This window comes from Paludisphaera sp. (assembly GCF_037189885.1).
Lineage (GTDB): Bacteria > Planctomycetota > Planctomycetia > Isosphaerales > Isosphaeraceae > Paludisphaera.
On record NZ_JBBCIR010000004.1, the window covers coordinates 98640 to 121184 of the forward strand.

Annotated in this window: 25 protein-coding genes; 17 read left to right on the plus strand and 8 right to left on the minus strand. The window is 70.0% G+C overall.

The window, feature by feature from the left end:
- Positions 1-90 precede the first annotated feature (90 nt).
- The 4 genes from WG209_RS01005 (at position 91) to WG209_RS01020 (ending at position 3372) form a co-directional block, all read left to right on the plus strand.
- On the plus strand, positions 91-519 hold the full coding sequence (locus WG209_RS01005) for a BlaI/MecI/CopY family transcriptional regulator (protein ID WP_337173123.1): 429 nt from the start codon (positions 91-93) through the stop codon (positions 517-519).
- Positions 520-682: 163 nt separating this feature from the next.
- Entirely contained in the window at positions 683-2212 is a 1530-nt protein-coding gene (locus tag WG209_RS01010) for a M56 family metallopeptidase (protein WP_337173124.1), read from the plus strand.
- A gap of 234 nt (positions 2213-2446) precedes the next feature.
- Positions 2447-2950 carry an Hsp20/alpha crystallin family protein gene (locus tag WG209_RS01015; RefSeq protein WP_337173125.1) on the plus strand — a complete coding sequence of 168 codons (504 nt, stop codon included), beginning with the start codon at positions 2447-2449 and terminating at the stop codon, positions 2948-2950.
- Positions 2947-3372 (plus strand): Hsp20/alpha crystallin family protein, encoded by a 426-nt coding sequence (locus tag WG209_RS01020; protein WP_337173126.1) that lies wholly within the window; start codon positions 2947-2949, stop codon positions 3370-3372. The genes WG209_RS01015 and WG209_RS01020 overlap by 4 nt, the downstream gene beginning before the upstream one ends.
- 18 nt (positions 3373-3390) lie before the next feature.
- On the opposite strand, the gene WG209_RS01025 is transcribed toward WG209_RS01020, so the two are convergent.
- Positions 3391-5124 carry a DUF4091 domain-containing protein gene (locus tag WG209_RS01025; RefSeq protein ID WP_337173127.1) on the minus strand — a complete coding sequence of 578 codons (1734 nt, stop codon included), beginning with the start codon at positions 5122-5124 and terminating at the stop codon, positions 3391-3393.
- Positions 5125-5243: 119 nt separating this feature from the next.
- Between WG209_RS01025 and WG209_RS01030 the strand changes: the two genes are divergently transcribed.
- Complete coding sequence (locus WG209_RS01030; RefSeq protein WP_337173128.1) at positions 5244-6986, plus strand: DUF4091 domain-containing protein; 1743 nt, start codon at positions 5244-5246, stop codon at positions 6984-6986.
- Positions 6987-7008: 22 nt separating this feature from the next.
- On the opposite strand, the gene WG209_RS01035 is transcribed toward WG209_RS01030, so the two are convergent.
- Positions 7009-7725, minus strand: coding sequence for an ester cyclase (locus WG209_RS01035; RefSeq protein WP_337173129.1), 717 nt, complete (start codon positions 7723-7725; stop codon positions 7009-7011).
- Positions 7726-8132: 407 nt separating this feature from the next.
- Positions 8133-8258 (minus strand): hypothetical protein, encoded by a 126-nt coding sequence (locus WG209_RS01040; RefSeq protein WP_337173130.1) that lies wholly within the window; start codon positions 8256-8258, stop codon positions 8133-8135.
- A 472-nt stretch (positions 8259-8730) separates the two neighbouring features.
- Between WG209_RS01040 and WG209_RS01045 the strand changes: the two genes are divergently transcribed.
- Both WG209_RS01045 and WG209_RS01050 read left to right on the plus strand, forming a co-directional pair.
- Positions 8731-9615 carry a PEP-CTERM sorting domain-containing protein gene (locus tag WG209_RS01045; RefSeq protein ID WP_337173131.1) on the plus strand — a complete coding sequence of 295 codons (885 nt, stop codon included), beginning with the start codon at positions 8731-8733 and terminating at the stop codon, positions 9613-9615.
- A gap of 225 nt (positions 9616-9840) precedes the next feature.
- A complete protein-coding gene (locus tag WG209_RS01050) occupies positions 9841-10290 on the plus strand; it encodes an Rrf2 family transcriptional regulator (protein WP_337173132.1) in 450 nt (149 codons plus the stop codon).
- 304 nt (positions 10291-10594) lie between these two features.
- Here WG209_RS01050 and WG209_RS01055 read toward each other — a convergent pair whose 3' ends face one another.
- Positions 10595-11041, minus strand: coding sequence for a hypothetical protein (locus WG209_RS01055; RefSeq protein WP_337173133.1), 447 nt, complete (start codon positions 11039-11041; stop codon positions 10595-10597).
- A gap of 303 nt (positions 11042-11344) precedes the next feature.
- Between WG209_RS01055 and WG209_RS01060 the strand changes: the two genes are divergently transcribed.
- Both WG209_RS01060 and WG209_RS01065 read left to right on the plus strand, forming a co-directional pair.
- On the plus strand, positions 11345-11563 hold the full coding sequence (locus WG209_RS01060; RefSeq protein WP_337173134.1) for a hypothetical protein: 219 nt from the start codon (positions 11345-11347) through the stop codon (positions 11561-11563).
- A gap of 53 nt (positions 11564-11616) precedes the next feature.
- Positions 11617-12027: an Rrf2 family transcriptional regulator gene (locus WG209_RS01065; protein WP_337173135.1), complete on the plus strand. Its 411-nt coding sequence runs from the start codon at positions 11617-11619 to the stop codon at positions 12025-12027.
- A 39-nt stretch (positions 12028-12066) separates the two neighbouring features.
- Here the strand turns inward: WG209_RS01065 and WG209_RS01070 are convergent, their stop codons facing one another.
- Entirely contained in the window at positions 12067-12477 is a 411-nt protein-coding gene (locus WG209_RS01070) for a Dabb family protein (RefSeq protein WP_337173136.1), read from the minus strand.
- A gap of 191 nt (positions 12478-12668) precedes the next feature.
- Here WG209_RS01070 and WG209_RS01075 point away from each other — a divergent pair, with 191 nt between their 5' ends.
- Both WG209_RS01075 and WG209_RS01080 read left to right on the plus strand, forming a co-directional pair.
- Complete coding sequence (locus WG209_RS01075; protein WP_337173137.1) at positions 12669-13208, plus strand: hypothetical protein; 540 nt, start codon at positions 12669-12671, stop codon at positions 13206-13208.
- A 75-nt stretch (positions 13209-13283) separates the two neighbouring features.
- Complete coding sequence (locus WG209_RS01080) at positions 13284-13853, plus strand: hypothetical protein (RefSeq protein WP_337173138.1); 570 nt, start codon at positions 13284-13286, stop codon at positions 13851-13853.
- Positions 13854-13868: 15 nt separating this feature from the next.
- Here the strand turns inward: WG209_RS01080 and WG209_RS01085 are convergent, their stop codons facing one another.
- From WG209_RS01085 to WG209_RS01095, 3 genes are read right to left on the minus strand one after another with little or no spacing between them, the layout of a single operon-like run.
- Entirely contained in the window at positions 13869-14645 is a 777-nt protein-coding gene (locus WG209_RS01085) for an SIS domain-containing protein (protein ID WP_337173139.1), read from the minus strand.
- Positions 14642-15487 (minus strand): SDR family oxidoreductase, encoded by an 846-nt coding sequence (locus WG209_RS01090; RefSeq protein WP_337173140.1) that lies wholly within the window; start codon positions 15485-15487, stop codon positions 14642-14644. Before WG209_RS01090 ends, WG209_RS01085 begins: the two co-directional genes overlap by 4 nt.
- Before the next feature lie 4 nt (positions 15488-15491).
- Positions 15492-15953, minus strand: a complete 462-nt coding sequence (locus tag WG209_RS01095; RefSeq protein WP_337173141.1) for a RidA family protein — start codon at positions 15951-15953, stop codon at positions 15492-15494.
- 190 nt (positions 15954-16143) lie between these two features.
- Here WG209_RS01095 and WG209_RS01100 point away from each other — a divergent pair, with 190 nt between their 5' ends.
- The 6 genes from WG209_RS01100 (at position 16144) to WG209_RS01125 (ending at position 22527) form a co-directional block, all read left to right on the plus strand.
- The gene (locus tag WG209_RS01100) at positions 16144-17031 is read left to right on the plus strand and encodes a carbon-nitrogen hydrolase (RefSeq protein WP_337173142.1); all 888 of its coding nucleotides are present in this window, start codon (positions 16144-16146) and stop codon (positions 17029-17031) included.
- A 75-nt stretch (positions 17032-17106) separates the two neighbouring features.
- Complete coding sequence (locus WG209_RS01105) at positions 17107-18243, plus strand: agmatine deiminase family protein (protein WP_337173143.1); 1137 nt, start codon at positions 17107-17109, stop codon at positions 18241-18243.
- Positions 18244-18315: 72 nt separating this feature from the next.
- Positions 18316-18609: a hypothetical protein gene (locus tag WG209_RS01110; protein WP_337173144.1), complete on the plus strand. Its 294-nt coding sequence runs from the start codon at positions 18316-18318 to the stop codon at positions 18607-18609.
- Positions 18610-18612: 3 nt separating this feature from the next.
- A complete protein-coding gene (locus WG209_RS01115) occupies positions 18613-19074 on the plus strand; it encodes a type II toxin-antitoxin system VapC family toxin (RefSeq protein ID WP_337173145.1) in 462 nt (153 codons plus the stop codon).
- Between the two features lie 67 nt (positions 19075-19141).
- The gene (locus tag WG209_RS01120; protein ID WP_337173146.1) at positions 19142-22072 is read left to right on the plus strand and encodes a DUF5060 domain-containing protein; all 2931 of its coding nucleotides are present in this window, start codon (positions 19142-19144) and stop codon (positions 22070-22072) included.
- A 218-nt stretch (positions 22073-22290) separates the two neighbouring features.
- Entirely contained in the window at positions 22291-22527 is a 237-nt protein-coding gene (locus WG209_RS01125) for a hypothetical protein (RefSeq protein ID WP_337173147.1), read from the plus strand.
- The last annotated feature ends 18 nt before the right edge of the window (positions 22528-22545 follow it).

Here is a 22545-nt window from a genome sequence, read left to right on the forward strand (position 1 = left end):
GAAATCTTTCAGCTTGCGTAGGCCGGTGGCGCGGGGTACGTTGCGAGGATGATCATTTTCGTTTTTCCGATCATCCGCTAGGAGAGTCCCGTGCGCAAGACTCAGATGGTGACCGATCGGGAGCTCGAGATCATGAAGATCCTCTGGGCTCGGGGCCAGGCCAGCGTTCGCGACGTTCAGGAGGATCTGAACCGCGACTCCGGGCCGGTGGCCTACAGCACCGTGCAAACCCTCCTGAACATCATGGAAGATAAGAAGGGGCTGGTGCGCCACGTCGTCGAGGGGCGGACGTTCATCTACCACCCCAAGAAGTCGTCCGAGCGGACGATTCGCGAATTGACCCGCAAGTTCGTGGACCGCGTCTTCGACGGCGCGCTGGACCGCGTGATGGTGGCCCTGTTCGACTCCAAGCCCCCCACGCCGGAGGAGCTCGACCGGCTCCGCGCCATGATCGACGACGCCCGCGGGCAGGCGGCGGCCCCGGCCGAGCCGGCCGCCGAGGGCGACAAGGACGCCTGACGCCCGCCGGGCGCATAAGGCTACGCAGCCGGGTCGGGACGGGCGCGACGCGCGGGCCCTTCCCGGCCCCATCCCCTTTCCCGGGGAGCGCCGGGGTCGCGATGCGTCTCCAGGGCGCCGGTCGGGCCGGGGACCCTTCGTCGGGGAGGAGTCTTCGGGCGGCATGTGGATCGTGCTGGACGAGTTCAGCCGCACGCTGATCGACGCGGCGGTCGCCAATGCGATCCTGCTGAGCCTCATCGTGGCGGTCGTGGTCTTCACCCGCCAGCCGGCCCGCCGGGTCGTCCTCGCGAGGTCGGGGGTCTACGCGGCCCTGCTGATGTTCCCGCTCGCGGCGTTCCACGTCGCGCCGACGGTCTATCCCGTCGACTGGCTTCTGAGCACGGGACTGGTGCCGCCGCCGCTGGTGCCGGAGCAGGACCCGCTGGACATCGCGGCGCCCCCCGCCCTCGTACCGCCGGGCGGAGCGCACGCGAGCCGACGGTCCGGCGGCGCGCCCGCGGAGTGGCCGGCGGGGGAGCGGCTGGTCCGCGTCGGCGCGCTCCTGTACCTGGCCGGCGCGGCCGTCGGCCTGGCCTGGATGGGCCTGGGGCTCTGGGGGTTCCGCCGGCTGGTCGATCGGTCGCGGGAGCCGTGCCCCACGCTCCGCGCGGCGTTCGACGAGCTGGTCGACGACCTGGGCCGGTCGCCGCCGCACCCGACGCTCCGCGTCTCCTCGCGGCTCCGCAGGCCGGTGCTGGGCGGGGTGATCCGCCCGGTCATCCTCGTCCCGGCGGAGATCGACCGCGAGGACTTCGACCGCGACGCGCTCCGCCTGATCCTGCTGCACGAGCTGGCGCACGCGGACCGCGGCGACGCCTGGTTCCACGCGCTGGCGGGGCTGACGCAGGTCCTCTGGTTCTTCCTGCCGCACCTTTGGTGGCTCCGAGGCCAGATGCGGATCGATCAGGAGTTCCTGGCCGATCGCAAGGCCGCGGCGCCGCTCGGGGAATCGACCCGTTACGCGCGATGGCTGGTGGGCCTCTCCAGCGGCCGGCTCCCCCGCGTCGCCCCGTCGGCTGCCCCGGAGGCCCCCCCGGCGGCGGCGCCGACCTTCTGGGGCGCGGGGGGCTTCAACACCCAGCTCCTGCAACGGGTCGCGATGCTCCTCTATTGCCCCTTCGCCGTGGAGGGACGCCCGCCGCGCTGGTTCCTGATCGCGGCCCCGGGGTCGGTGGCGCTCGTCGCGGTGGCCCTCTCGTCGTGCCGCTTCCTCGCCCCGGTCGACTCCGCGGCGCTGCACCAGCGGGCCAGGGCGATCGACCCCCTGATGCGCAACTTCCCGGTCCCCGAGTTCGTCGTCGTCCCGCTGTCGCCCTCGCCGACCGGCCCCGCCTCCTACGTCCTCCCGATGGCGCTGCCGCAGGTCTTCCGGCTCGAGTCGGAGGTGGTCGCGAGTCGTCGCGCCCTGGGCCGGCTCCGGATCGTCAATTGCCCCCTGACCCCCGACCACGCCACGCTCGCCGAATCCCCCCCCGACGGACCGGTGGAGACCCACCGCTTCACCCTGCGCCGCAACTACGCCGCGTTGCGAGCCAGCCTCGACGGCGAGGAGTTCGACCTCGACCCCCGGCTGCTTCATGGCGTCAACTGGCTCTCCATCACCCCCGCCGACGAGGTCGCGACCCTGCGTCGCATGGTCGTCACCTGGTGAGCCCGGCTGCCATCCTCGCCGCGAGCGACCGCCGGATTGACGGTCGGCCGTCCAGGGCGTCAAAATGGCAGGCGGTCGCGAGCCGGATTAGGACGCGATCACGCCCCGGGTCGACTTTTGCTTTGTTGTAACTGACATGGTGGCAGCGTGTTAGGGAAGACAGGCTGTTGAATTCCCGATTTTCTGTCAAGCTGGCACATCCTCTGCGTCTGATGGGAACCGACGACCCGAGGCGTGATTCAGGGGGTGAACATGGCGGGGCCGGACTGGTCTGGGGGGTGGGATCCCTTCCACGAATTCCAGCGCGAGATGGGGAGGCTGTTTCAGTCGTTCGACCCGTTCCGCGCGCTGCGGCACGTCCGCGCCTTCCCGCCGCTGAACCTTGCCACCACGGGGGCGGAGTTCGTCCTCTCGGCGCAAATCCCGGGGATGGATCCGGGCGAAGTCGAGCTGACGGTGACCCCCGAGACGTTGACTCTCCGCGGCGAGCGGAGGCGGCCGGTGGGGGTGAAGGACGACTCGTACCGGCGTCAGGAGCGTTTCATGGGGCGCTGGTCGCGCACCATCACGCTGCCGGATCGTGTCGACGAGGCGAGGGTGACGGCCCAGTTCGCCGACGGCGTGCTGACCGTCCGACTCCCCCGCGCCGAGGGGGCCAGGCCGCGACAGATCGCCCTGACCGCCCCGGGCTCCGGCTCGCCGCCGATCGACATCGGCGAGGAAGGAGGACGGCCGTGAGCGACTCCCACCCGCCGATCCGCGTCCCCGTCGGCCCCCCGGGCGCGGGGAGGTCGCGCGGCGACGACGAGGCGAGGCACGCCGCGCAGGCCCGCCCCGCCATCACCCCGCCGATCGACATCCACGAGGGCCCCGACGGGCTGACCCTGGAGGCCGACCTGCCGGGGGCGAACGAATCGAACCTGACGATCCAGCTCGAACACAACGTCCTGACCCTGGACGCCCGGATCGACGAGCCCGACGCCGACCCCGCGCGGCTGATCCATCAGGAATTCCCGATCGGCGACTACCATCGCTCGTTCATCCTCAGCGACGACGTCGACCGCGACCGCATCACCGCGGAGCTGAAGGACGGCGTCCTGAAGGTCTTCCTCCCCAGGACCGATCGCGTCCGGGCCCGCCGGGTCGAGATCAAGTCCTGAGGGCGGGGTCGGAGACGTTCATGGCCCGGGCGCGAGGACGGCGTCGATCGCGGTCTTCAGCCAGTCTTCCGACTTCGGGAAGTCGGCGTAGGTCTTGATCGCGGCCAGCCGCGGGTCGTCCGGCCTGACGCCGGCCGTCTGGAGAACGGCCATGTCCTGGAGGCTCTCGGCGAACACCTCCCAGCGGATCGAGTCGAGCGGGCCGTCCTTGCCGGGGTAGATCATGAACGGGTCGCCGAAGGGGATGTTCGGCCACGAGCCGTTGGAGGCGTCGTGGAACGGGTCGCCCAACTCCTCGCGTTCCATCAGATGCCAGTAGTTGAAGCCCCAGTGGAGGAAGCCGCGCGCGCCTTGGCGGTGGAACAGCCAGCCCGACATGCGGATTTTCGCCAGCGGGGTGTCGAGGAAGCGGTTGAGCCACGGCCCCGTCGGGGCGCAGCAGTAGTAGACCCAGTGCGGGATGTCGGCGTCGATGTAGGCCTGGGCCGAGGAGACGAGCGGGATCGGGATGTCGGTGAGCCCCTCGCGGCCGTACTCGATCGAGCTGAGGGCGTCCATCACCTTGCCTTGCATCCAGGGGGCTTTTTCGCGGAGGATCGCGCGGGCCTTGCGGTAGTTCTCGATGTGCCGGCCCTCGCCCGGCTCGTCCGAAAGGTGGAAGTACGCGCCGTCGAGCAGGTCTTCCTTCACGAGGAACTCGTGGAACGCGGGGAGGAACTGGTCCAGGAAGTTGAGGAACACGTCCGAGAAGCCGCTGATGTCCGGCGGCCAGAGCATCTCGAAGCCGTCCCCCTTCGGCGTGTAGACGCGGACCGGGTTCTCGGCGCCCCAGTAGATCCAGAGGTGCGACCATTCGAACTCGCGGAAGCCGATCTCGCGACACATGTCGATGAATCGCTTGGTCCGGGCCCAGTCGAAGGCGTAGCGGCCGGGCGCCGTCTCCTCCACGTCGAGCAGTTGGCAGGGCCGCTTGAAGGCCTCCCGACGCGCGACGAGCAGGGGGACGGGCATGACGTCGGAGCCGTGGTCCCACATGTTCTGGAGCTGCGCCCTGGTCAGCTCCCACCAGCGTTCGTCGAAGCGTTCGGTCCCGTAGTAGTCCCAGGTCGCCTCGCCGCGCCACCAGTGGATCACGGGGAAGTCGCGACGGGGCTTGACGACCAGTTCCGCGACCCCCAGCGCGACGGGCATCTCGACCGACTCGCTCGCGCCCCAGGGCGTGACCCGCGCGGTGATCGTCCGCGGGCCGGGCTCCGCGCCCGCGGGGACATCCAGCGAGATCCAGAACGACCGCGACTCCATCGGCCCGACGAGGACCGAGTCCTCGGGGTAGAGCGGGTCGGGGACCAGCCCCGGCCCGTGCTCGACTCCTTCCAACTCCTCGGGCGCGGTGCCGGGCGTGAAGTGGGGGAGCGGGACGAGCCCCACGAGCCGGACGCGCGGCTTCAGGTCGTCGGCGCCCGCGACCGCGCAGCGGAAGCCGACGGGATGGATGCTGTCGTTCCGAACGCAGACCTGGAACGACGCCCGGCCCGCTCGCGGGACCGTCATCGCCAGGCTCGACGAGCCGGGCGTGGTCGCCGGATAGACCCGACGGAGCGACGATTCCAGCCAGTAGGCGACCGGTGCCCGCGCCTCGCCGATCTCGGCGCGGATCGCGGGCGGGGCGGGCCGCGCGTCGTCGGCCCGGGCCGCGATCGCGGCCCATGACGCGAGGGCGAACGTGGCGATGGGAAGGGATCGGTTCCGCATGGGGGCTCCTTCGGGGCGTGGTTCCGGGCGGATGTCGGCTCGTGTAGATTGATCCGGAGGGCTCGCCGCGAGGGCGGCGGGACGATCGCCGGCGACCGCGCGAATCGGGGATGACCGCCATGAATCGAAGGGACGCGATCCGGGGCCTGGCCATCGCGGGCGCCCTGGGGACGATCGAGGCGAAGGCGGGCGCCGAGCCGGCCAAGGCCATCGAACGCGACGGCCTCCGCTGCTGGCTGGAGACGTCCCTGCGGCGAGTCTATCCCACCTCTCCTCCCGGCGAAATGACGTCGCTGGAGATGCTCGCCGCGCGCAACGAGCGGCTGTCGCTGCAGGCGTGCTTCCGCAACGTGGAGACCGATTCCGCCGTCGTCCGCTGCGAGGTCTCCCCCCCGGACGGCTGGGAAGCCCGCGTCCGCCGGGTCGGCTTCGTGCCCATGCAACACCTCGACACCTACACGCCGAAGGACGAGCTGGAGGGGGTCGGCTTCATCCCCGGGCTCTGCCCCGACCCGCTGCACGACGAGCCCCGCGCCCACGTCGGTCCCGAGGCGAACGGGGTCTTCTGGATCTCGCTCCAGGTCCCCGAGGGGGCGACGCCGGGCGTCCACGAGGTCCTCGTGAAGCTGACGCTCGAAAACCGCTACGGCTACGTCGACTTCACCCGCCCCGAGCCCGTCACGATCGAGATGCCCGTCCGGGTCGACGTTCGCCCGCTGGTCGTCCGGCCGCGTCGGGACTTCCCGGTGACGAAGTGGATCTCGGCCGATTCCATCTGGGAGTGGTATCGCGTCAAGCCGTGCGGCGAGGAGTTCTGGAAGCTCGCCGCGGCCTACATCCGCAACCTGACGGATCACGGCGTCGACGTGATCTACACGCCGCTGCTCAACATCCGGCACGAGATCCTGGAACGCCCCGCGCAGCTCCTGAAGGTCAAGCGGACCGCGCCGGATCGCTACGAGTTCGACTTCGAGGACGTCCGGCGCTGGGTGCGGATCGCCGTGGAGGCCGGGGCGAACCACCTGGAATGGCCCCACCTGTTCACCCCCGCGCCGACCAGCGCGCGGCACCCCCAGCGCGTCTTCGAACGCGACGACGAGGCGATCGGCCCCATGCTCTGGGAGCCGGAGATCGCCGCGACCTCCGACACCTACCGCGCGTTCCTCGCCCAGTTCCTCCCGGAGTTCAAGGCGTTCCTGGAGGAGGAAGGGGTCCTGGATCGATCGCTGTTCCACTGCGCCGACGAGCCCGACGGCGACGTCCAGATGGCCGACTATCGCAAGGCCCGCGCGCTGCTGACGGAGCTGGCGCCGTGGATGAAGGTCATGGACGCGATGAGCGACCCGCGCTTCGCCACGGAGCGCCTCTCCGACATGCCCATCCCCAGCATCGCCACCGCGCCGGCGTTCACGCGGGCCGGCTGCCCGGCGTGGGCCTACTTCTGCTGCGGCCCGCGCGATCGCTTCGTCCAGCGGCTGCTGGACACGCCTCTGGCCAAGATCCGCATGACCGGCTGGCTGTTCCACCGGCTCGGCGCGCGGGGGTTCCTGCACTGGGGCTACAACTACTGGTTCGTCTTCTGCACGAGCAAGATCGGCGACCCGTTCGCCGACGCCTCCGTCGGCGCGTGGCCGGGGATGCCCTACGGCGACGCCTTCGCGGTCTATCCAGGCCCCGACGGCCCGCTCGACTCGATCCGCTGGGAGGTCTTCGCCGAGAGCCTCCAGGACATGGCGCTGCTGCAATCGGCCGGCGTGGGCCCCGACGACACGATCCTGGCACCCATCAAGGACTACGCCGACTTCCCGAAGTCGGCCGACTGGCTCGCCGAGGCGCGCCGGGCGATCCTGACGCGGGCCTGAGCCCGGCGCGCGTGGCGATCCATCAGGCCTTGGGCTTCGGCTCGCGGCCTTTCTGGTAGCGCGGGCCCTCGCCGGTCATCAGCCAGCGCAGCTCCACGCCGGTCAGGTCGGCGAGCTTGAGGAGGATCTCGGCGGGCACGGTCGCGCCGGTCTCGTAGTCGTACAGCGTCCGGCCGGGGATCCCGAGGCGACGCGCCAGCTCGGGGCCGCCGTGCTCGCCGAAGACCTCCTCGCGAATCTCGCTGATCCGATCGGCGAGCCCCGGTCGCGCCGCGATGCCGGGCAAGGCGGGGGGGGCCGCCGGCCGGCTTTCGGACTCGGCCTGGGCCTCGACCGAGTCCTCGGTCAGGTGCTTCATCAGGCCGTCCAGGTTCCACGAGTCCCACACCTCGGCGATCACGCCATCCTCGTAGTGGTGCCAGGTCGTTCCGCGGAATTGGGCCGTCTTGCGGCACGCGGGGATGCCCAGGGCGTCGCCGGTGTGCGTCCCGCGCGCGACCCATCGGACGACCGCGTCGTCGCCGTCGGCCGCCACGGATTCGACCTCGAAGGTCAGGTCCGGGAAGGCCCCGAGGAAGCGGGCGCGGAAGTCCATGAATTCATCGAGGCCGTGGATGTCGCCCCCCTCGGAGTGCCCCACGGCGTCCGCCTTGCACATCGACAGGGCACCCGAGGCGTCGCGGCCGTTCCACACCTCTTCGAACCATCGGCGCGACGTGCGGCGGTTTTGTTCGCTCATGCGTCCCCCCAGGTCGTGACGTCCTCTGCGCTTTCAAAAAAGTAAGACCCGACGCCAGGATAGCCGCGAGGCTCGGATGCTTCCACGACAAAGCCGACGGTTCCAGGCGTCTCGCGAGGATGCGGCCCCTCGCGGCCAGCCCGAAGCGGGGCCGAGTCGACGAATCGCGACGCCAAGCGTCGCGGCGAGGAGTCCGGGGGTGAGGATCGTATGATGAGAATTGCTGTATGCGGACGTTTCGGTGGCTTGGATCGCGTCCCATGGCCGATGGACGGGCGAACCCGTCGATGAGATCGGATGCATCGACTCCCTACAACAACCTCGCCAGGCTGAATCTACGCCAACGTTCGGCGGGACGCCACGGTCGGCGTCAACACGGAGCACGCTCGGAGTGGCAACCGCTCGGCCTACTTCAGCCTCGCCAGCGGGACGGGCAAGGCCGACCTCTGGTACACGCCCGGCGGCTTCCTCGGCGGGACGCTGAATCGGTTGACGACGCTCGGATACGGCCGGTTTCGCGACTTCGACGGCACGGTCAACCAACTTCGAGGCCGTGCCCGAGCCGTCGGGCGTGGCGATGGGGCTGATCGCCGCCGCGGCCGGGCGACCTGAGCCGGGGGCTTCCTGGTCGACAGATCGACGCCGCCTTCCTGGCGGGAGCGGGGCGAGGCCCCCGCGCCCGCCTTTCGGCGTCGATGGACGCCCGCGAGAGGATCACCCGCGTCGCGGCCCGCCGACTGGCGCGACGCCCTCTCATCGCCGCCTCGTCCGAGGTCCGGGCCGTGACAGGACGCGCCTCGTGCGCATCGCCAAGATTACCGAGCGATGCCCCTTTGCGCCAGGCGATGGACCGCGGCATCACGCGATGATAAATGGAGTCATGACTGTGTGATCCAAAATTGATGGATTATAGTCCGTCTCGTGGTCGACGGACGGGCGAACCGGTCAGTGGGGTCGGATGCATCGCCTCTCTACAACGTCAGCTTGATGGTGAAGGGGTCGGACATGGCGCATTTCTTGGTCAGCGGCGGTCGTCGGATGATGTGGGCGGCGGCGCTGGTGCTGGGCTGCTGCGGCGCGACGACGGCGGGCACGGTCATCATCCACTCCAACAACACCTCGCCGGGAGACAGCGTCACCCAACTGGGGTTCCTTCCGGGGTCCCTCGCCAACTCGCAAGCCCTGTCGGGCGGCTGGTCCTACACGAATGTCTATAGGGGCGGACAGGTTGGCATCACCACCACCTTCGCGGGTGCCGGTAGCAACGGCTCGGTCTACCTCAAGACCAACGGCGCGACCGGATCGGGCACCAACAACAAGGCCGACATCGAGTACAGGCCCGGCGGCAACCTCGGAACCCTCAGCGAGCTGACCTCGCTCGCCTACGACTGGTATCGCGCCTCCAGCAACAGCACGACCCAGGTGCCGAGCCTTCGCATCCTGCTGTCGAACCAGAGGTACCTGGTCTGGGAGCCGATCTACAACGGCTTCGCCAACGCGGCCAGCTCGTCCAGCACGGCCATCCCGACCGGCGAGTGGACGACCAGCGACGTGCTCGGAGGCAACTTCTGGTACACCGGCGACATCGCCCATCTGGGCCAGGCGAACTATCGCTACAACATGACGCTCGAGGATTGGATCGCCATCTCGGCCGTGAACAATCTCAGCATCATCGGGTTCTCCTCCGGCGTGGGCTCCAGCTCGGGTTACTCCTTCGAGGGGGCCGTCGACAACATCACCTTCGGCTTCAACGGCGCGTCGACGACCTACAACTTCGAGGTTCGCGGCCTCCCCACGCCGGCCGTGCCGGAGCCGTCCAGCGTGGCGATGGGGCTGATCGCCGGCGCCGCCGGGCTGGTGATGGCGGCCCGCCGCCGCCGGGCCAACTGACCCGACGTCTCCGAGGCGAGAACACCGTTGGTCGTCCACAGGGGGCGGGCGTGGGGCGAGGTCCCCGCGCCCGCCCTTTCGCGTTCAATGAGAGGGGGAAGGGTCGCGCTCGATGAATCTCCACGAAGTCGACGGACAAGGGGGGATTCACCGCGTCGCGCGGGTGGGGTAGAATCGAAAGGGTGGGGATGGCCGGCCGAGCGGTCGCGAGCGGAAGAGGGCGGGATGACGATATCGGCGAAGTGTTATTATGCGTTGCGGGCCATCTACGCGCTCGCGGAGCATCGCGGCCCCGGGCCGATGAAGGCCAACGAGATCGCCGAGCGCCAGCACATCCCGATCAAGTTCCTGGAGGCGATCCTCAGCCAGCTCCGCGGGGGGGGCTTCGTCAACAGCCGTCGCGGGGCCGAGGGGGGATACCTCCTCGCGAAGGCGCCCGAGGATCTGACCATCGGGCAGATCATCCGGTTCATCGACGGCCCCGTCGCGCCGGTCGACTGCGTCAGCCAGTCACGGCCGAAGGAGTGCGAATACCCCGGCCAGTGCCCGTTCTTCGGCTTCTGGGGCCGTGTCCGCCAGGCCATCGCCGACGTCGTCGACGAGACGACCGTCGCGGATCTCATCAAGGAGAACCGCGAGCTGCGCGACCCCTACGTCGCCGACTGGACGATCTGAGCGCCGGGCTCGCGGCGACCGACCGGCACGCCGTCATGGTCTTCTAGACCGCCGTCGCCGGCCGCGTCGAGCCCGGCGCTCGCGAGCCGTGGAGCCTTCGCGAGCCGGGTCGCGAGCCGGCCCACGGATATCCAGCCGCGCCCCACGTCCCTCGCCGCCATGGCCGACCATCGGCCTGGATCGAAATCGGCCCGCGATCGACGAGCGGCCGGGGGGCCGCCCCCCGCGCGGACCCGCCATGCTCCGGGGCGATCATCACGCCGATCGCCCCGGAGCATGGCGTTTCGAAGGCGGCCCGCCGGGCTCAGCAGGAGCAGCAGACCGGCATGCCGTTCATGCAGACGCAGCAGACGCAGCCCGACGCCATCATGGTCGTCATGCAGTCGCAGCAGGCCTGGATCATCCTGGCGCACTCGGGGTCGCCGCTGGTGCAGGTCATGGTGACGCCGTCGGCCGTCGCCTCGCACTTGCACATGGCCATCGCCATGTTGCAGCAGCACATCATCATCCCGTTCATCATCATGCAGCAGGAGCACATGCCGCCGGCCATCATGGCGCAGAGGTTCTGCATCATCGACGCCGAGGTCGGGTCGTCGGTCTTGCAGACCATCCGCATGCCGCCGTCGCACTTCTCCATCATGATCGCGCAGCGGGGGACCATCATCCACTGCGGCGTCGTCGGCATCGCGGCGCCGGAGGTCATGCCGCCCATGCCCATGTTCATCCCCATCGCGCCCCGTTCCATCATCATCGCGGTCATCGTGGATACCCTCTGTTGGAAGCCCGGCGTCCGGTCGATCCGGGGGCGACCGCGACCGGCCGCCCGACTCTGGAATTTATAGCCACGCCGCGCCCCGGGCCGCAAGGAATTAATCAAAGAATCCTGATGCATCATGACCTTCTCGATCAGTCTGATCGACGTGCCTCGGATTCGGCCAACACGAATACCCCTAAAGTCAGTGGGAATTCCGAAGATTCAACTTGACCATCGTGATCGGGATGGTAATATAGCGGTGGAGATGGCGATCGAGTCCCGTAAGAAGAGGTCTCGCGGATGTCCCGAATCAACTGGACGGTCAATCCCCCGGCGGCACCGGCCCATGCGGCGACCCTCCCGGCCTTCGACGCGGCGGCGGCCGGGTTCGGGCCGATGAACGGCGGGTTCGCGGTGTCCGGTCCCTGGGCCGCGATCTATCGGCTCGCGTACGAGCGGGCCCTGGCGGCGACGACGCCGTCGCGCTTCCAGAGGATGCTGGAACCCTGTTGGAACTGACGAGGGGCGGGCACCAGGCGTCGTGACCGCCCGGCGGTTCCAGGAGGGCGGCGATGAAGCTCTCGGCGAAGGCGGAGTATGCTTGCCTGGCCGTGATGGCCCTGGCGGATCGTCACGGCGACGCGCGACCGGTCCCGATCCGCGAGATCGCCGACGCCTACGGCATCCCCGAGACCTTCCTGACCCAGATCCTCATCCGGCTGAGGGGGGCGGGGCTGGTGACCAGCACGCGGGGGTCGTCCGGGGGCTATCGCCTGGCCCGAGACCCGATGTCGATCTCGCTGGGCGACGTCCTGCGGGTCATCGACGGCGACCCGATCCAGGATCGTCCATCGCGTCGCTCGACGCCGGGCGCGCTCGCCCGGCTGTGGGATCGACTCCAGGCGTCGCAGGTCGAGATCCTGAATCGGACCACGATCGCGCATCTGACCGACGAGCAGCACGCGCGCGACTGGACGATCTGAGGGGGGACGCCGAGGCGTCGCCCCCCGCCGATCGACGGCTCAGGGCTTCGACAGGTAGGAATCGAAGACGCTGGCCTTCTCCAGCTTGTCCTTGATGGCGGCGACGAAGTCGTCGTGCCGGGGGCTTTCGAGGTACTTGTCGCGGTACTTCCGGTCGGCGAAGACGAGGTGCAGCGCGACGTCGAAGTCCTTCACGCTCGAAGGCTCCTCCACGTCCTCGGCGCGGCGGCCGACCGAGAAATAGACCGTCCCCTCGTGTTCGCCGAGGAACTTCTCGCAGTCGGCGACGAAGGCGTCGACCGACTCCTTCGAGTGGTCCTTCAGCGTGAAGAAGACCATGTGCGCCAGCGGCGGCCCCTCGGCCTTGTCGTCGGCGGTCGTCGCGAACGCGGGGTAGGCCAGGGCGGCCCCGATCAGCAGCAGCGGCGCGACGCACAGCACTTTCAGCATGGCTCGTCTCCGGGTCGTCTCGATCTCGTCCGGTCCCCGACGGGGGACCGCCAGCCATGATGACCCCCCGGCCGAGACGTCGCAAGCGGGGCCCCGGCCTCGCGCGGGAGGACTCCGAAACGGTCTTTGCGAGGCAAAGCTTCGAGCTTTCGTGTGACTTTGTGTTGCAAAGCAGCTTGGGGCCGCGTAGCATGGCGTCGGCGTCGCTGACCGAACGCCCGCGCGGGGGCCTGACGATGGTCTACGATCCCGATTTCCAGGACTTGCCGGACAAGCGACCCAAGGGGTTCCGCGCGAAGGGCGAGCCGACGCCGCCGGTCGCGCTCTGGTCGTGGGTCTACATCGCGAACCTGCCGCTCCCCGCGTATTTCGGCGCCGACCTGTCCTTCGGCCTGGGGCTGCCCGGCCTGGTCGCGGGGGTGGTCTTGCTGTACGAGGTGGGGCGTCGCTCCTGCCACGCGTGTCCCTGGGCGATCCGAAGGGTCTCGCATGGGGGCGTGGTCGTGGCGGCCGTCCAGCTCTATCCCGTGATCCATATGATCATCGGGAAGCTGGCGGTGGACGCGGCGTTCTTCATCGTCCCGTGGGATGTTGCCAACGGCACGAGGCTGGGACCGGCGACGGCCCTGGTCGCGACGGTCGTCATGGGGCTAATCCTGATCGCGTGGGCCGGGGCCATGGGACTGATCGGCCGGGCGGTCTGCCTCCTGGCGGAATCGCGGGCTCCTTGAGCCGGCCGTCGATGGCGAACGGGCCGAGCATGGAGCGCGGATTGCGCGGCCAAGCGTCGCGACGTCGATGGTAGCATGGGATTGAGGCCGGGGACCGACCGCGCGAACGGGGGCATGGCGATGGTCTACGATCCCGACTTCCATGACTTGCCGGAGAAACAACCCGAGAAGTTCCGCGCGAAGGCCGCGCCGACGCCGCCGGTCGCGCTCTGGTCGTGGGTATACGTCGCCAACCTGCCGTTCCCGGCGTTCATGGGGGCCTGGCTGTCCTACGGCTGGGGCCTGCTCGGGATGGCGGCTGGGGTGGCGCTCCTGCACGAGGCGGGGCGTCGGGCCTGCCACGTCTATCCGTGGGCGGTCCAGACCGTCTCGCGTGGGGGCGTCGTCGTGGCGTTCTGCCAGTTCTTCCCCATCCCCCAACTGCTCGCCGGCGCGGCGGGGGTTGGCGCGGCGTGCTTCCTCCTCCAGTGGCATTCCGCCGCCACGCTGAGGCTGGACCCGGCGACCGCCCTGCTCGCGACGATCTTCACGGGCCTCATCCTGATCGCGTGCGCGGGAGTGTTGGGCCTCATCGGCCGGGCCATCACCTATCTCGTGCAATGGCTGAGCCCCACTCCCCGAGAGGATGAGTGGCACGAGCATTGAATTCGCCGGCCGTGTTCAACGATAGAGGACGCCGATCCGTCGCCGGTAGTCGTCGTAGGTCTCTTCGAACAGGGCTCGCGCGCGATCGGGTCCGAGGTGGCAGGCGGAGGTGAGGACCTTCGGGGGCCGGCCGGCCTCGGTCAGCAGGCGGGCGGTCTCCGCCTTCACCATGTTGATGAGCGCGCAGCCGGTGACGGACGAGAGGGGGGAGACGGGCGTCTCCAAGCCGTCGACCCAGACCGACGAGTCGCCCGGCGGGGCCTTGTGGTCGAGGACGAGGTCGGCGATCTCGTGGAGCTTGCGCCCGGATTCGTGCTTCGAGGTCGACACGGCCGCGTTCGCGAGCGAGGTGAGCGCGACGACGGTCATGCCCAGGCGCTTGGCCTCGGCGGCGACGTCGATCGTCACGGCGTTGCAGCCGCTGCTGGAGACGGCGAGCAGGACGTCGGCCGGGCTGGTCGCGAAGTTCCGCCAGAGGACCGGGCCGAACCCCTGCACGTTCTCCAGGAACATGGCCTGGCGCTGGCCGTTCGCGCCGACGACCGGGTTGTGGAAGCTCATGGACAGCTCCACGATCGGGTGGAACCCCGGGAACGAGCCGTATCGCGGGAACATCTCCTCCACGGCCATGCGCGAGTGTCCCGTCCCGAAGACGTGGACCAGGCGATCGGCCAGGATGGCGTCGGCGAACAGCCGGGCGGCCTGGCGCGTGGCGGGGAGCTGCGTGGCCTCGATGGCGTCGAGCCCCGCGCGGGCGGCGCGGAGGTATTGCGAGAGGACGTCTTCGGTCATGGTTCGTCGGATTCCGGGGCGGGGGGGAGGCGGCCTTCCGAGACGCTCCAGCCGCCGTCGACGTTCAGCGCGACGCCGGTCATGAACCGCGAGGCCGGCTCGCAGAGGAAGAGGGCCGCCTCCGCGACGTCGACGGCCGCGCCGGGGCCGCCGGCCATGGGCTGCTTGGCCGCCAGGTACGACCGGATGGCGGGGTCGGAGCACGCGCGAGCGGCCATCGGCGTCTCGATCAGGGCCGGCGCGATCATGTGGAACCGGACGCGGTCGCGGGCGTATCGCGAGGCCGCCGCGAGCGTCAACGCCTCCACGGCCCCCTTGCTCGCCGCGTAGGCGATCGTCCCGAAATGGTCGGGCGCGGGGGACCGACTCAGGACCGATCCCGTGTTCACGACGGTCCCACGCAGGCCATGAGCGTCGATCGGCTGCGATAGCATCCGGCGGACGGCCGCGCGGTTGGTCAGGAACGTGGAGCGAGCGTTGGCGGCGAGGACGGCGTCCCAGCCTTCAGGCGAGCACTCGTGCAACGGGCCGTCGCCGAAGCGACGGCCGCTGATGCCGGCGACGTGGAACAGGACATCGAGCCGGCCGCCGAGCAGGTCGATCGCCTCGCGGAACAGCCCGTCGACCTCGCCCGGGTCGGTCGCGTCGGCCGTCAGGGCGTGGAAATCGGCAGGGGAGTCGGCGGCGCGCAGGGCGGCGACGGCGGCGTCGACCTCGGCGTCGGTCTTGCCGCAGAAGGCGACGGTGGCGCCTTCGTCGAGGAAGCGGAGGACGGTCGCCAGGCCGATGCCGCCGGTGCCGCCGACGACCAGGCAGCGCGAGCCGTCCATCCGTCCCGCCACGGCGTCAGTCCTTGATCTGGAAGATCGCCTCGACCTCGACGGCCATGTTGCCGGGGAGGGAGCCGGCCCCGACGGCGCTCCGGGCGCCGACGCCCGCCTCGCCGAAGACCTCGCGCATCAGGTCGGAGAAGCCGTTGATGACCTTCGGCTGCTCGGTGAAATCGGCCGGGCAGTTGACCAGGCCGAACGTCTTGACCAGCCGGACGACGCGGTCGAGCGAGCCGAGGTGGTCCTTGAGCGTCGCCAGCACCGCCAGCCCCGTCTGGCGGGCGGCGGCGGCCCCGGCCTCGACGTCCAGGTCGACGCCCACCTTGCCCAGGATCAGCGTGCCGTCGGGCTTGAGCGGGCCGTGGCCGGAGATGTACAGCCCCTCGCCCACGCGCAGGGCCGTGACGTAGGTGGCCACCGGCTTCGGGGCGGGGGGCAGCTCCAGCTTGAGGGCGGCGAGGCGTTCTTCGGCTCCCATCGGGGCGTCGTCCTTCGTCGATCGGGTGTTGTCGGACACGGGAATACCGGACGAGGGTAGCGGCTCGCGCCCCGCGTTTCAACCGCCGCGGCCGGGAGGCGGCGGTGATCTTAGCCCCGCGAGGGCCGTTCTGTTACGATGTTGGTGTGGGAGCTTCCGTTCCGAGTTGGCTGACGAGGGATCGAGAGACATGAGGGCGAACCGCCCGCCGTTCCGCGTGGGGCTGATCCAGATGAGGTGCTCGAACGACCCGGCCGACAACCTGCGCCGGGCGGGCGAGATGCTGCGCGAGGCGGCGTCGAAGGGCGTGCGCGTCGCGTGCCTGCCGGAGCTGTTCCTCACGGAATACTTCTGCCAGGTCGAGGACGCGAGCATCTTCGACCTCGCCGAGCCCGTCCCCGGGCCGACGACCGAGGCGCTCGCGGCGATCGCGCGCGAGACGAAGATGACGATCGTCGGCTCGGTCTTCGAGCGGCGCGCGGCGGGGGTCTACCACAACACGGCCGTCGTGCTGGACGCGGACGGGTCGATGGTCGGGATGTATCGCAAGATGCACATCCCCGACGACCCGCTCTTCTACGAGAAGTATTACTTCACCCCCGGCGACCTGGGCTTCAAGTCGTTCCCGACCCAGCACGCCAACGTCGGCACGCTGATCTGCGGGGACCAGTGGTATCCCGAGGCGGCGCGGCTCACGGCGATGCAGGGCTCCGAGGTGCTGTTCTACCCCACGGCCATCGGCTGGCACCCTGGCGAGAAGGCCGAGTTCGGCGAGGCCCAGGCCTCGGCGTGGGAGACGATCCAGCGCGCCCACGCGATCGCCAACGGCGTGTTCGTGGGCGCGGTCAACCGCCTGGGCCACGAAGGCGCGGCCGACGGCGGCATCGAGTTCTGGGGGGGCTCGTTCATCGCCGACCCCTTCGGCCGCATCCTGGCGAAGGCGTCGCGCGACAAGGAGGAGATCCTCGTCGCCGACTGCGACCCCCGGCTCCAGGAGGAGACCCGCCGCAACTGGCCGTTCCTCCGCGACCGCCGCATCGACGCCTACGCGCCGATCACCCGGCGGTTCCTGGACTGAAGCCATCCCGCGCGGCGCGGGTTGCCCGCGCCGCGCGTCGAACCCATCGAACAGCGACGAACCTCGGACCCCGCCATGACCACGCCGACGACCCCGAACCCGAACCCGTCCCCGACCCCAGATCAGCTCGGTTTCCGCATGCCCGCCGAATGGGAGCGGCACGAGGCGACCTGGATCGCCTGGCCTCACAACCGCGAGGACTGGCCGGGCAAGTTCGCCCCCACCCCCTGGGTCTACTCGGAGATCGTCCGCGTCCTCACCCGGCACGAGCCGGTCAACATCGTCGTCGCCGACTGGTCCATGCGGCGGAAGGCGTCGAGGATGCTGGAGGCCGCCGGCGCGCACATGGGGCGCGTCCGCTTCTTCAAGGCCGCCACCGACCGCGTCTGGCTGCGCGACTCCGCCCCCTCGTTCGTCGTCCGCGACGGCGGCCCCCTCGGGGTCGAGGGGGAGCCCTCCCGGTCGGTCGCGATGGTCAACTGGAAGTTCAACGCCTGGGCCAAGTACGACAACCATCAGGAGGACAAGCGCCTGGGCCGCCGGATCGCCCGCAAGACGGGCCTCCGCCGCTGGGTCCCCCGCGTCGAGATCGACGGCGAGCCGAGGCGCGTGGTGCTTGAAGGCGGCGCGATCGACGTCAACGGCAAGGGCACGCTGCTGACCACCGAGGAATGCATCCTGAGCGACGTCCAGGAGCGCAACCCCGGCCTGACGCGCGAGGGGTACGAGCGGATCTTCGCCAAGTACCTGGGCGTCTCCCGGGTCGTCTGGCTCAACCGCGGCGTCCACGGCGACGACACCCATGGCCACGTCGACGACATCGCCCGGTTCGTCGACCCGTCCACCGTGGTCACGGTCGTCGAGCCGAACGAGGCCGACCCCAACCACGAGCCCTTGCGCGAGAACCTGGAGCGCCTCCTCGCGGCGCGCGACCAGGACGGCAACCGCCTGCGCGTCGTCGAGCTGCCCATGCCGGCGCCGGTGACGTTCGAGGGAGAGGCCCTCCCGGCCAGCTACGCGAACTTCTACATCGCCAACGGCGTCGTGATCGTCCCCACGTTCAACGACCCCAACGACCGCGTCGCGCTGAACACCCTCGCCGACCTCTTCCCCGACCGCGAGGTCGTCGGCATCCACTGCCTGGACCTGGTCCTGGGCCTGGGCACGCTCCACTGCCTCACCCAGCAGCAGCCCGCCGCGCCGGAGTGGTGACGCCCGGGCGCCTGGCGGGCCTCGGGTCGGTCCGTCCAACTCTCGGCACGGCGCGCGAAAGGAGAGACGGCCATGTCGCCGAAGACGATTGAGGGGACCTGGGAAGACGTGGCCTCGCGCGCGACGGAGTTCGCCGGCCGGCGGGTTCGCGTCATCCTGCTGGATGACGCTCCCGCCCCCGACCGTGGGACTGCCCCTCGGCCGGACGCGATCCCCGACCATCTCCTGGACCATGACGCGGTCGCCCAGTGCGAGCGCGAGGCCGACGACACCGTGACCCTGGAAGAGGTCCGGGCCGCCACGGCGAGCATTCGCGGGTCGATGTCCAGGCTCGTCATCGACGAGGAGCGGGCGGAGCGATTCTGAGCCATGGCGCGACTCTTCCTCGACACCAGCGCTCTCGTGAAACGCTATCATCCCGAGGCGGGAACGGCCGTCGTCGATCGACTCGCCGACGATCCGGCCAACGAACTGGTAATCTCGCGGCTGACGCTGGTGGAGGCGACTTCGGTGTTCGCGGTCAAGACCCGGACCGGCGAGATCCCGCCCGGCGGCTTCGAGCGACTGCGTAAACTCCTCGCGTCCCACGTCGCCCGTGGGCGGTATCGTGTGGCGAGGATGCGCGCCTCGCATTACGCCCGGGCTCAACGGTTGATTCGAGATCACGGGACTGCTCGACAAATCCGGACGCTCGACGCCTTGCAACTCGCGGTCGCCCTGGAATTGCATTGGGCGGCCCCGCTGGATTCCTTCGTGTGCGCCGACCAGCGACTGTGCAACCTGGCGGCCGGCGAGGGGCTGGCCGTATTGAACCCAGAGGCGAGCCCGTGAGCCTCGACGGCGCGGCGCGCGCCATGCCCTGGCTCGATTCGTCTCGCATCGAAGGCGGAGTCTCGCCATGCGACCCACCCTCCCGACCGTCGCGCTGCTATGCATCCTCGTCGCCCCGGCCCGGGGGCAGTTGACCGTCGAGGCCGACGGGCGGGGGGTCGTCTCGGTGTCGGTGGGCGGGACGCCGTACCTGACGGACCTGGGCGTGTCGGTGGTGAAACCCGGGTGGAGCGGGGAGCTGGCGAACCAGCGCGCCGCGGATCCGGCGGAGGTCTCGATCCAACAGGACGGCGCGACGACCATCCATGTCGTGCCGCTGCGCGACCCGATGCCCGGCGTGCTGATCGCGCGCGTCGTCCGCGAGCCGGGCCAGGTCCGGCTGGAGTACGAGGTCATCCCCGACGAAGGGGAGGAGATCGAGGCCGTCGTCCTCGGGGGGACGCTCGCGGCGGGCGAGCACGCGGGCAGGACCGCGTACTTCATCGGCGACCCGGGGGGCGACCGCGGCACGCTCCCGGCGACGCTCGACGCCGACCGGTACATCCAGTGGAGCGGCCAGCCCGACTGGATCGGCCTGGAGCGGCCAGGGGCGGGGGGGCTGAGGATCGACCCGAGGAGGGATCGCGTCCAGCTTCAGGACGACCGCAAGTGGGGCGGCGATGGGTTCCGCCTGATGCTCCAGGCCAGCGGCGGCGAGATCCTGCCGCGCAAGCCGATCCAGTTCGGCATGGTCCTCCGCGCCGAGCCGTCGGGGGCGCTGGCCAGGGAACAAGCCCAGGCCGGCGGCGCCCCCGCGCCCGACGACCGACCCCTGGCGATCGCCTCGGCGCGGCTCGATCGCGACCGGGTCGACGTGTTCGGTACGATCACCCTCGACACCGACGTCCACGCTCGCCACGACAACCCCTTCGACCCCGGCCAGATCGCCGTCGACGCCGAGGTCACGACCCCGGACGGCCGCAAGGTGGATGTGCCGGGATATTATCACGCCCCGTTCCGGCTGGAGCGCGGCGACGGCGGTGAGTCGCTCCGGCCCGATGGCGAGCCCGGCTTCCGCGTCCGGTACGCGCCGACGGTCGCGGGGCCGCATTCGATGGTCCTCCGCGCGAGGGACGCGAGCGGCGTGGTCCGGGCGGCGCCGATGGCGTTCGAGGCCGTCGCCTCGAAGTCGCCGGGGTTCGTCCGGGTCGCGGAGAAGTCGCCGCGATACTTCCGGCACGACGACGGCTCGTCCTATTTCGCCGTCGGCGAGAACGTCTGCTGGTCGGGCTGGCGGACGCCGATCGCCGAGTACGAGGCGTGGTTCGGGGCGCTCGGCAAGGCGGGGGGCAACTGGGCCAGGCTCTGGCTCGCGTTCAACGAGAAGGGGCTCGAATGGAGCCCGAAGCCGACGCCCAAGCCGGGGACCGGCTCTTACCAGGGTCTCGGCCGCTACGCGCTCGACAACGCCTGGCGGCTCGACGAGGTCTTGCGGGTCGCCGAGGGGAACGGCGTCAGGCTCGTCTACTGCATCGGCACCTACGGCGAGTTCAAGGACGGTGGCTTCTTCAACGAGGGGAGCTGGGTCAGCAACCCCTATAACGCCCGCAACGGCGGCCCCTGCGCGAAGCCCGAGGACTTCTGGACCGACCCCACCGCCCGCAAGCTCTACAAGCAACGGTTGCACTATCTGGTGGCTCGCTGGGGGCACTCACCGTTCGTGTTCGCGTGGGAATTCTGGAACGAGGTCGAGCCCACCCCGGCCGTCGAGGCGTGGACGCGGGAGATGGCCGCATATCTGAAGGAGATCGACCCCAACCGCCGACTCGTCAGCACCAGCTACGGCTCCCCCGCGATCTGGGGAGATCCGAACGTCGATTTCACGATGTCCCACATGTACGGGACCGCGGGGAACGTCCTGGATTTCACCGAGCGCATCCGCCGCGAGACCCAGGCCCATTTGAGGTTCGGCAAGCCCTACATCCTCGCCGAGTTCGGCATCGACTGGCAGGCGAGCGACCGTAAGTGGGATCCGAAGGGGGTCGGCCTGAACATGCACAACGGCGCGTGGGCCGCGGTCGCGTCCGGCGGCGCGGGGACCGCGATGCTCTGGTGGTGGGATTCCTACGTCCACCCGCTGGACGTCTACCACGTCCTGACGCCCCTCCGCAAGTTCGCCGACGCGGTCGACTGGGCGGGGACCCCGATGGAGCCCATCGAGAAGATCACCGTCGAGGCCCCCGTCGACGCGCCCGAGACCTTCGCCGACATCAGGCATTCGGCGGCCGTCGACTGGGGCAAGACCCCGTCGAATCGCCACGAAGCCCTCCGCGACGGCACGGTGCGGGGGGGGCCCGTGGCGATGACGCTCGGCGCCCCGGGGCGGAGGGGGGATGAGCTGTACTCCGAGGTCGTCTGGACGCTCGACATGCCGAAGGCCGGCGAGGTCAAGATCCGCGTGGGCGAGGTCTCGTCCCGGGCGCGGCTGAGGGTCGCGCTGGACGGCGAGACGGTCGTCGACCGGCCGTTGCCGACCGGCGGGCCCGGCGAGGGGCCGTGGAAGTCGTCGAAGTTCGTGGAGCCCTACAAGATCTGGGTGGCCGACTACGACGAGGACGTGACCGTCGACGTCCCCGCGGGCCGGCACGAACTGACCATCGCCAATGCCGAGGGGGACTGGATGCGCGTCCCCTCGATCACGCTGCCGGGATACGTGTCGAGCCGATATCCCGACGTCGACGCCATCGGCCTGGCCGGCGCCGACGCCATGGTCCTGTGGATCCACGACCGTCGGAGCACCTGGCGCGACCCCTACGACGGCCCGACTCCCCCCCGCCGCGAGGGCCTGACCCTCTCGATCCCGACCGACTCGACCGACGCATGGCGCGTGGAGTGGTGGGACACCTTCCAGGGGACCGTCGTCCGCTCCGACGAGGCGCGTCCGATCTCGGGGTCGCTGTCGCTCTCGCCCCCGGCGTTCGAGCGCGACTTGGCCGCCCGGCTCTCCCGGGAGAAGTGATGGGCCCCGCTTGGCGCGTGCGATCGCGCTCGGTAGCGTGCGTCCACGTCGCGGGGGGGCCGGCCACTTGGGCCGTGAAAAGACGCGGCGGGTCCGTTTTTTTTCTCCCCGTCGCGTCAAGCTCATGATACGCTGCTCTGGTTCGCCGACCTGTCCCTCTCCGGGGCCTCCTCTTCAGCCCCCGTTTCATTTCCGCTCGATCCCATGGGGGAACCACGATGTTCAAGCGATTCAAGCTCGTCGCGGCGGCGCTGGTGCTGGTCGCCTCGTCGCTCGTCGGGTGCGGCGACGCCCCGGCCACGGGCCAGGCCGCGTCGCCACGCGACGAAAGGAGCTTCGGCGCCACCGCGGGGCAGCACGCCCTCGGGCCGAACCCCGACGCGGAGCTGGCTCGCCTGAAGAAGGCGGCGTCCAAGGCCTCGGCCCCCACGCCGGGCCACTTTCCGGGCCGATGATCCGAAGATCCATGATTC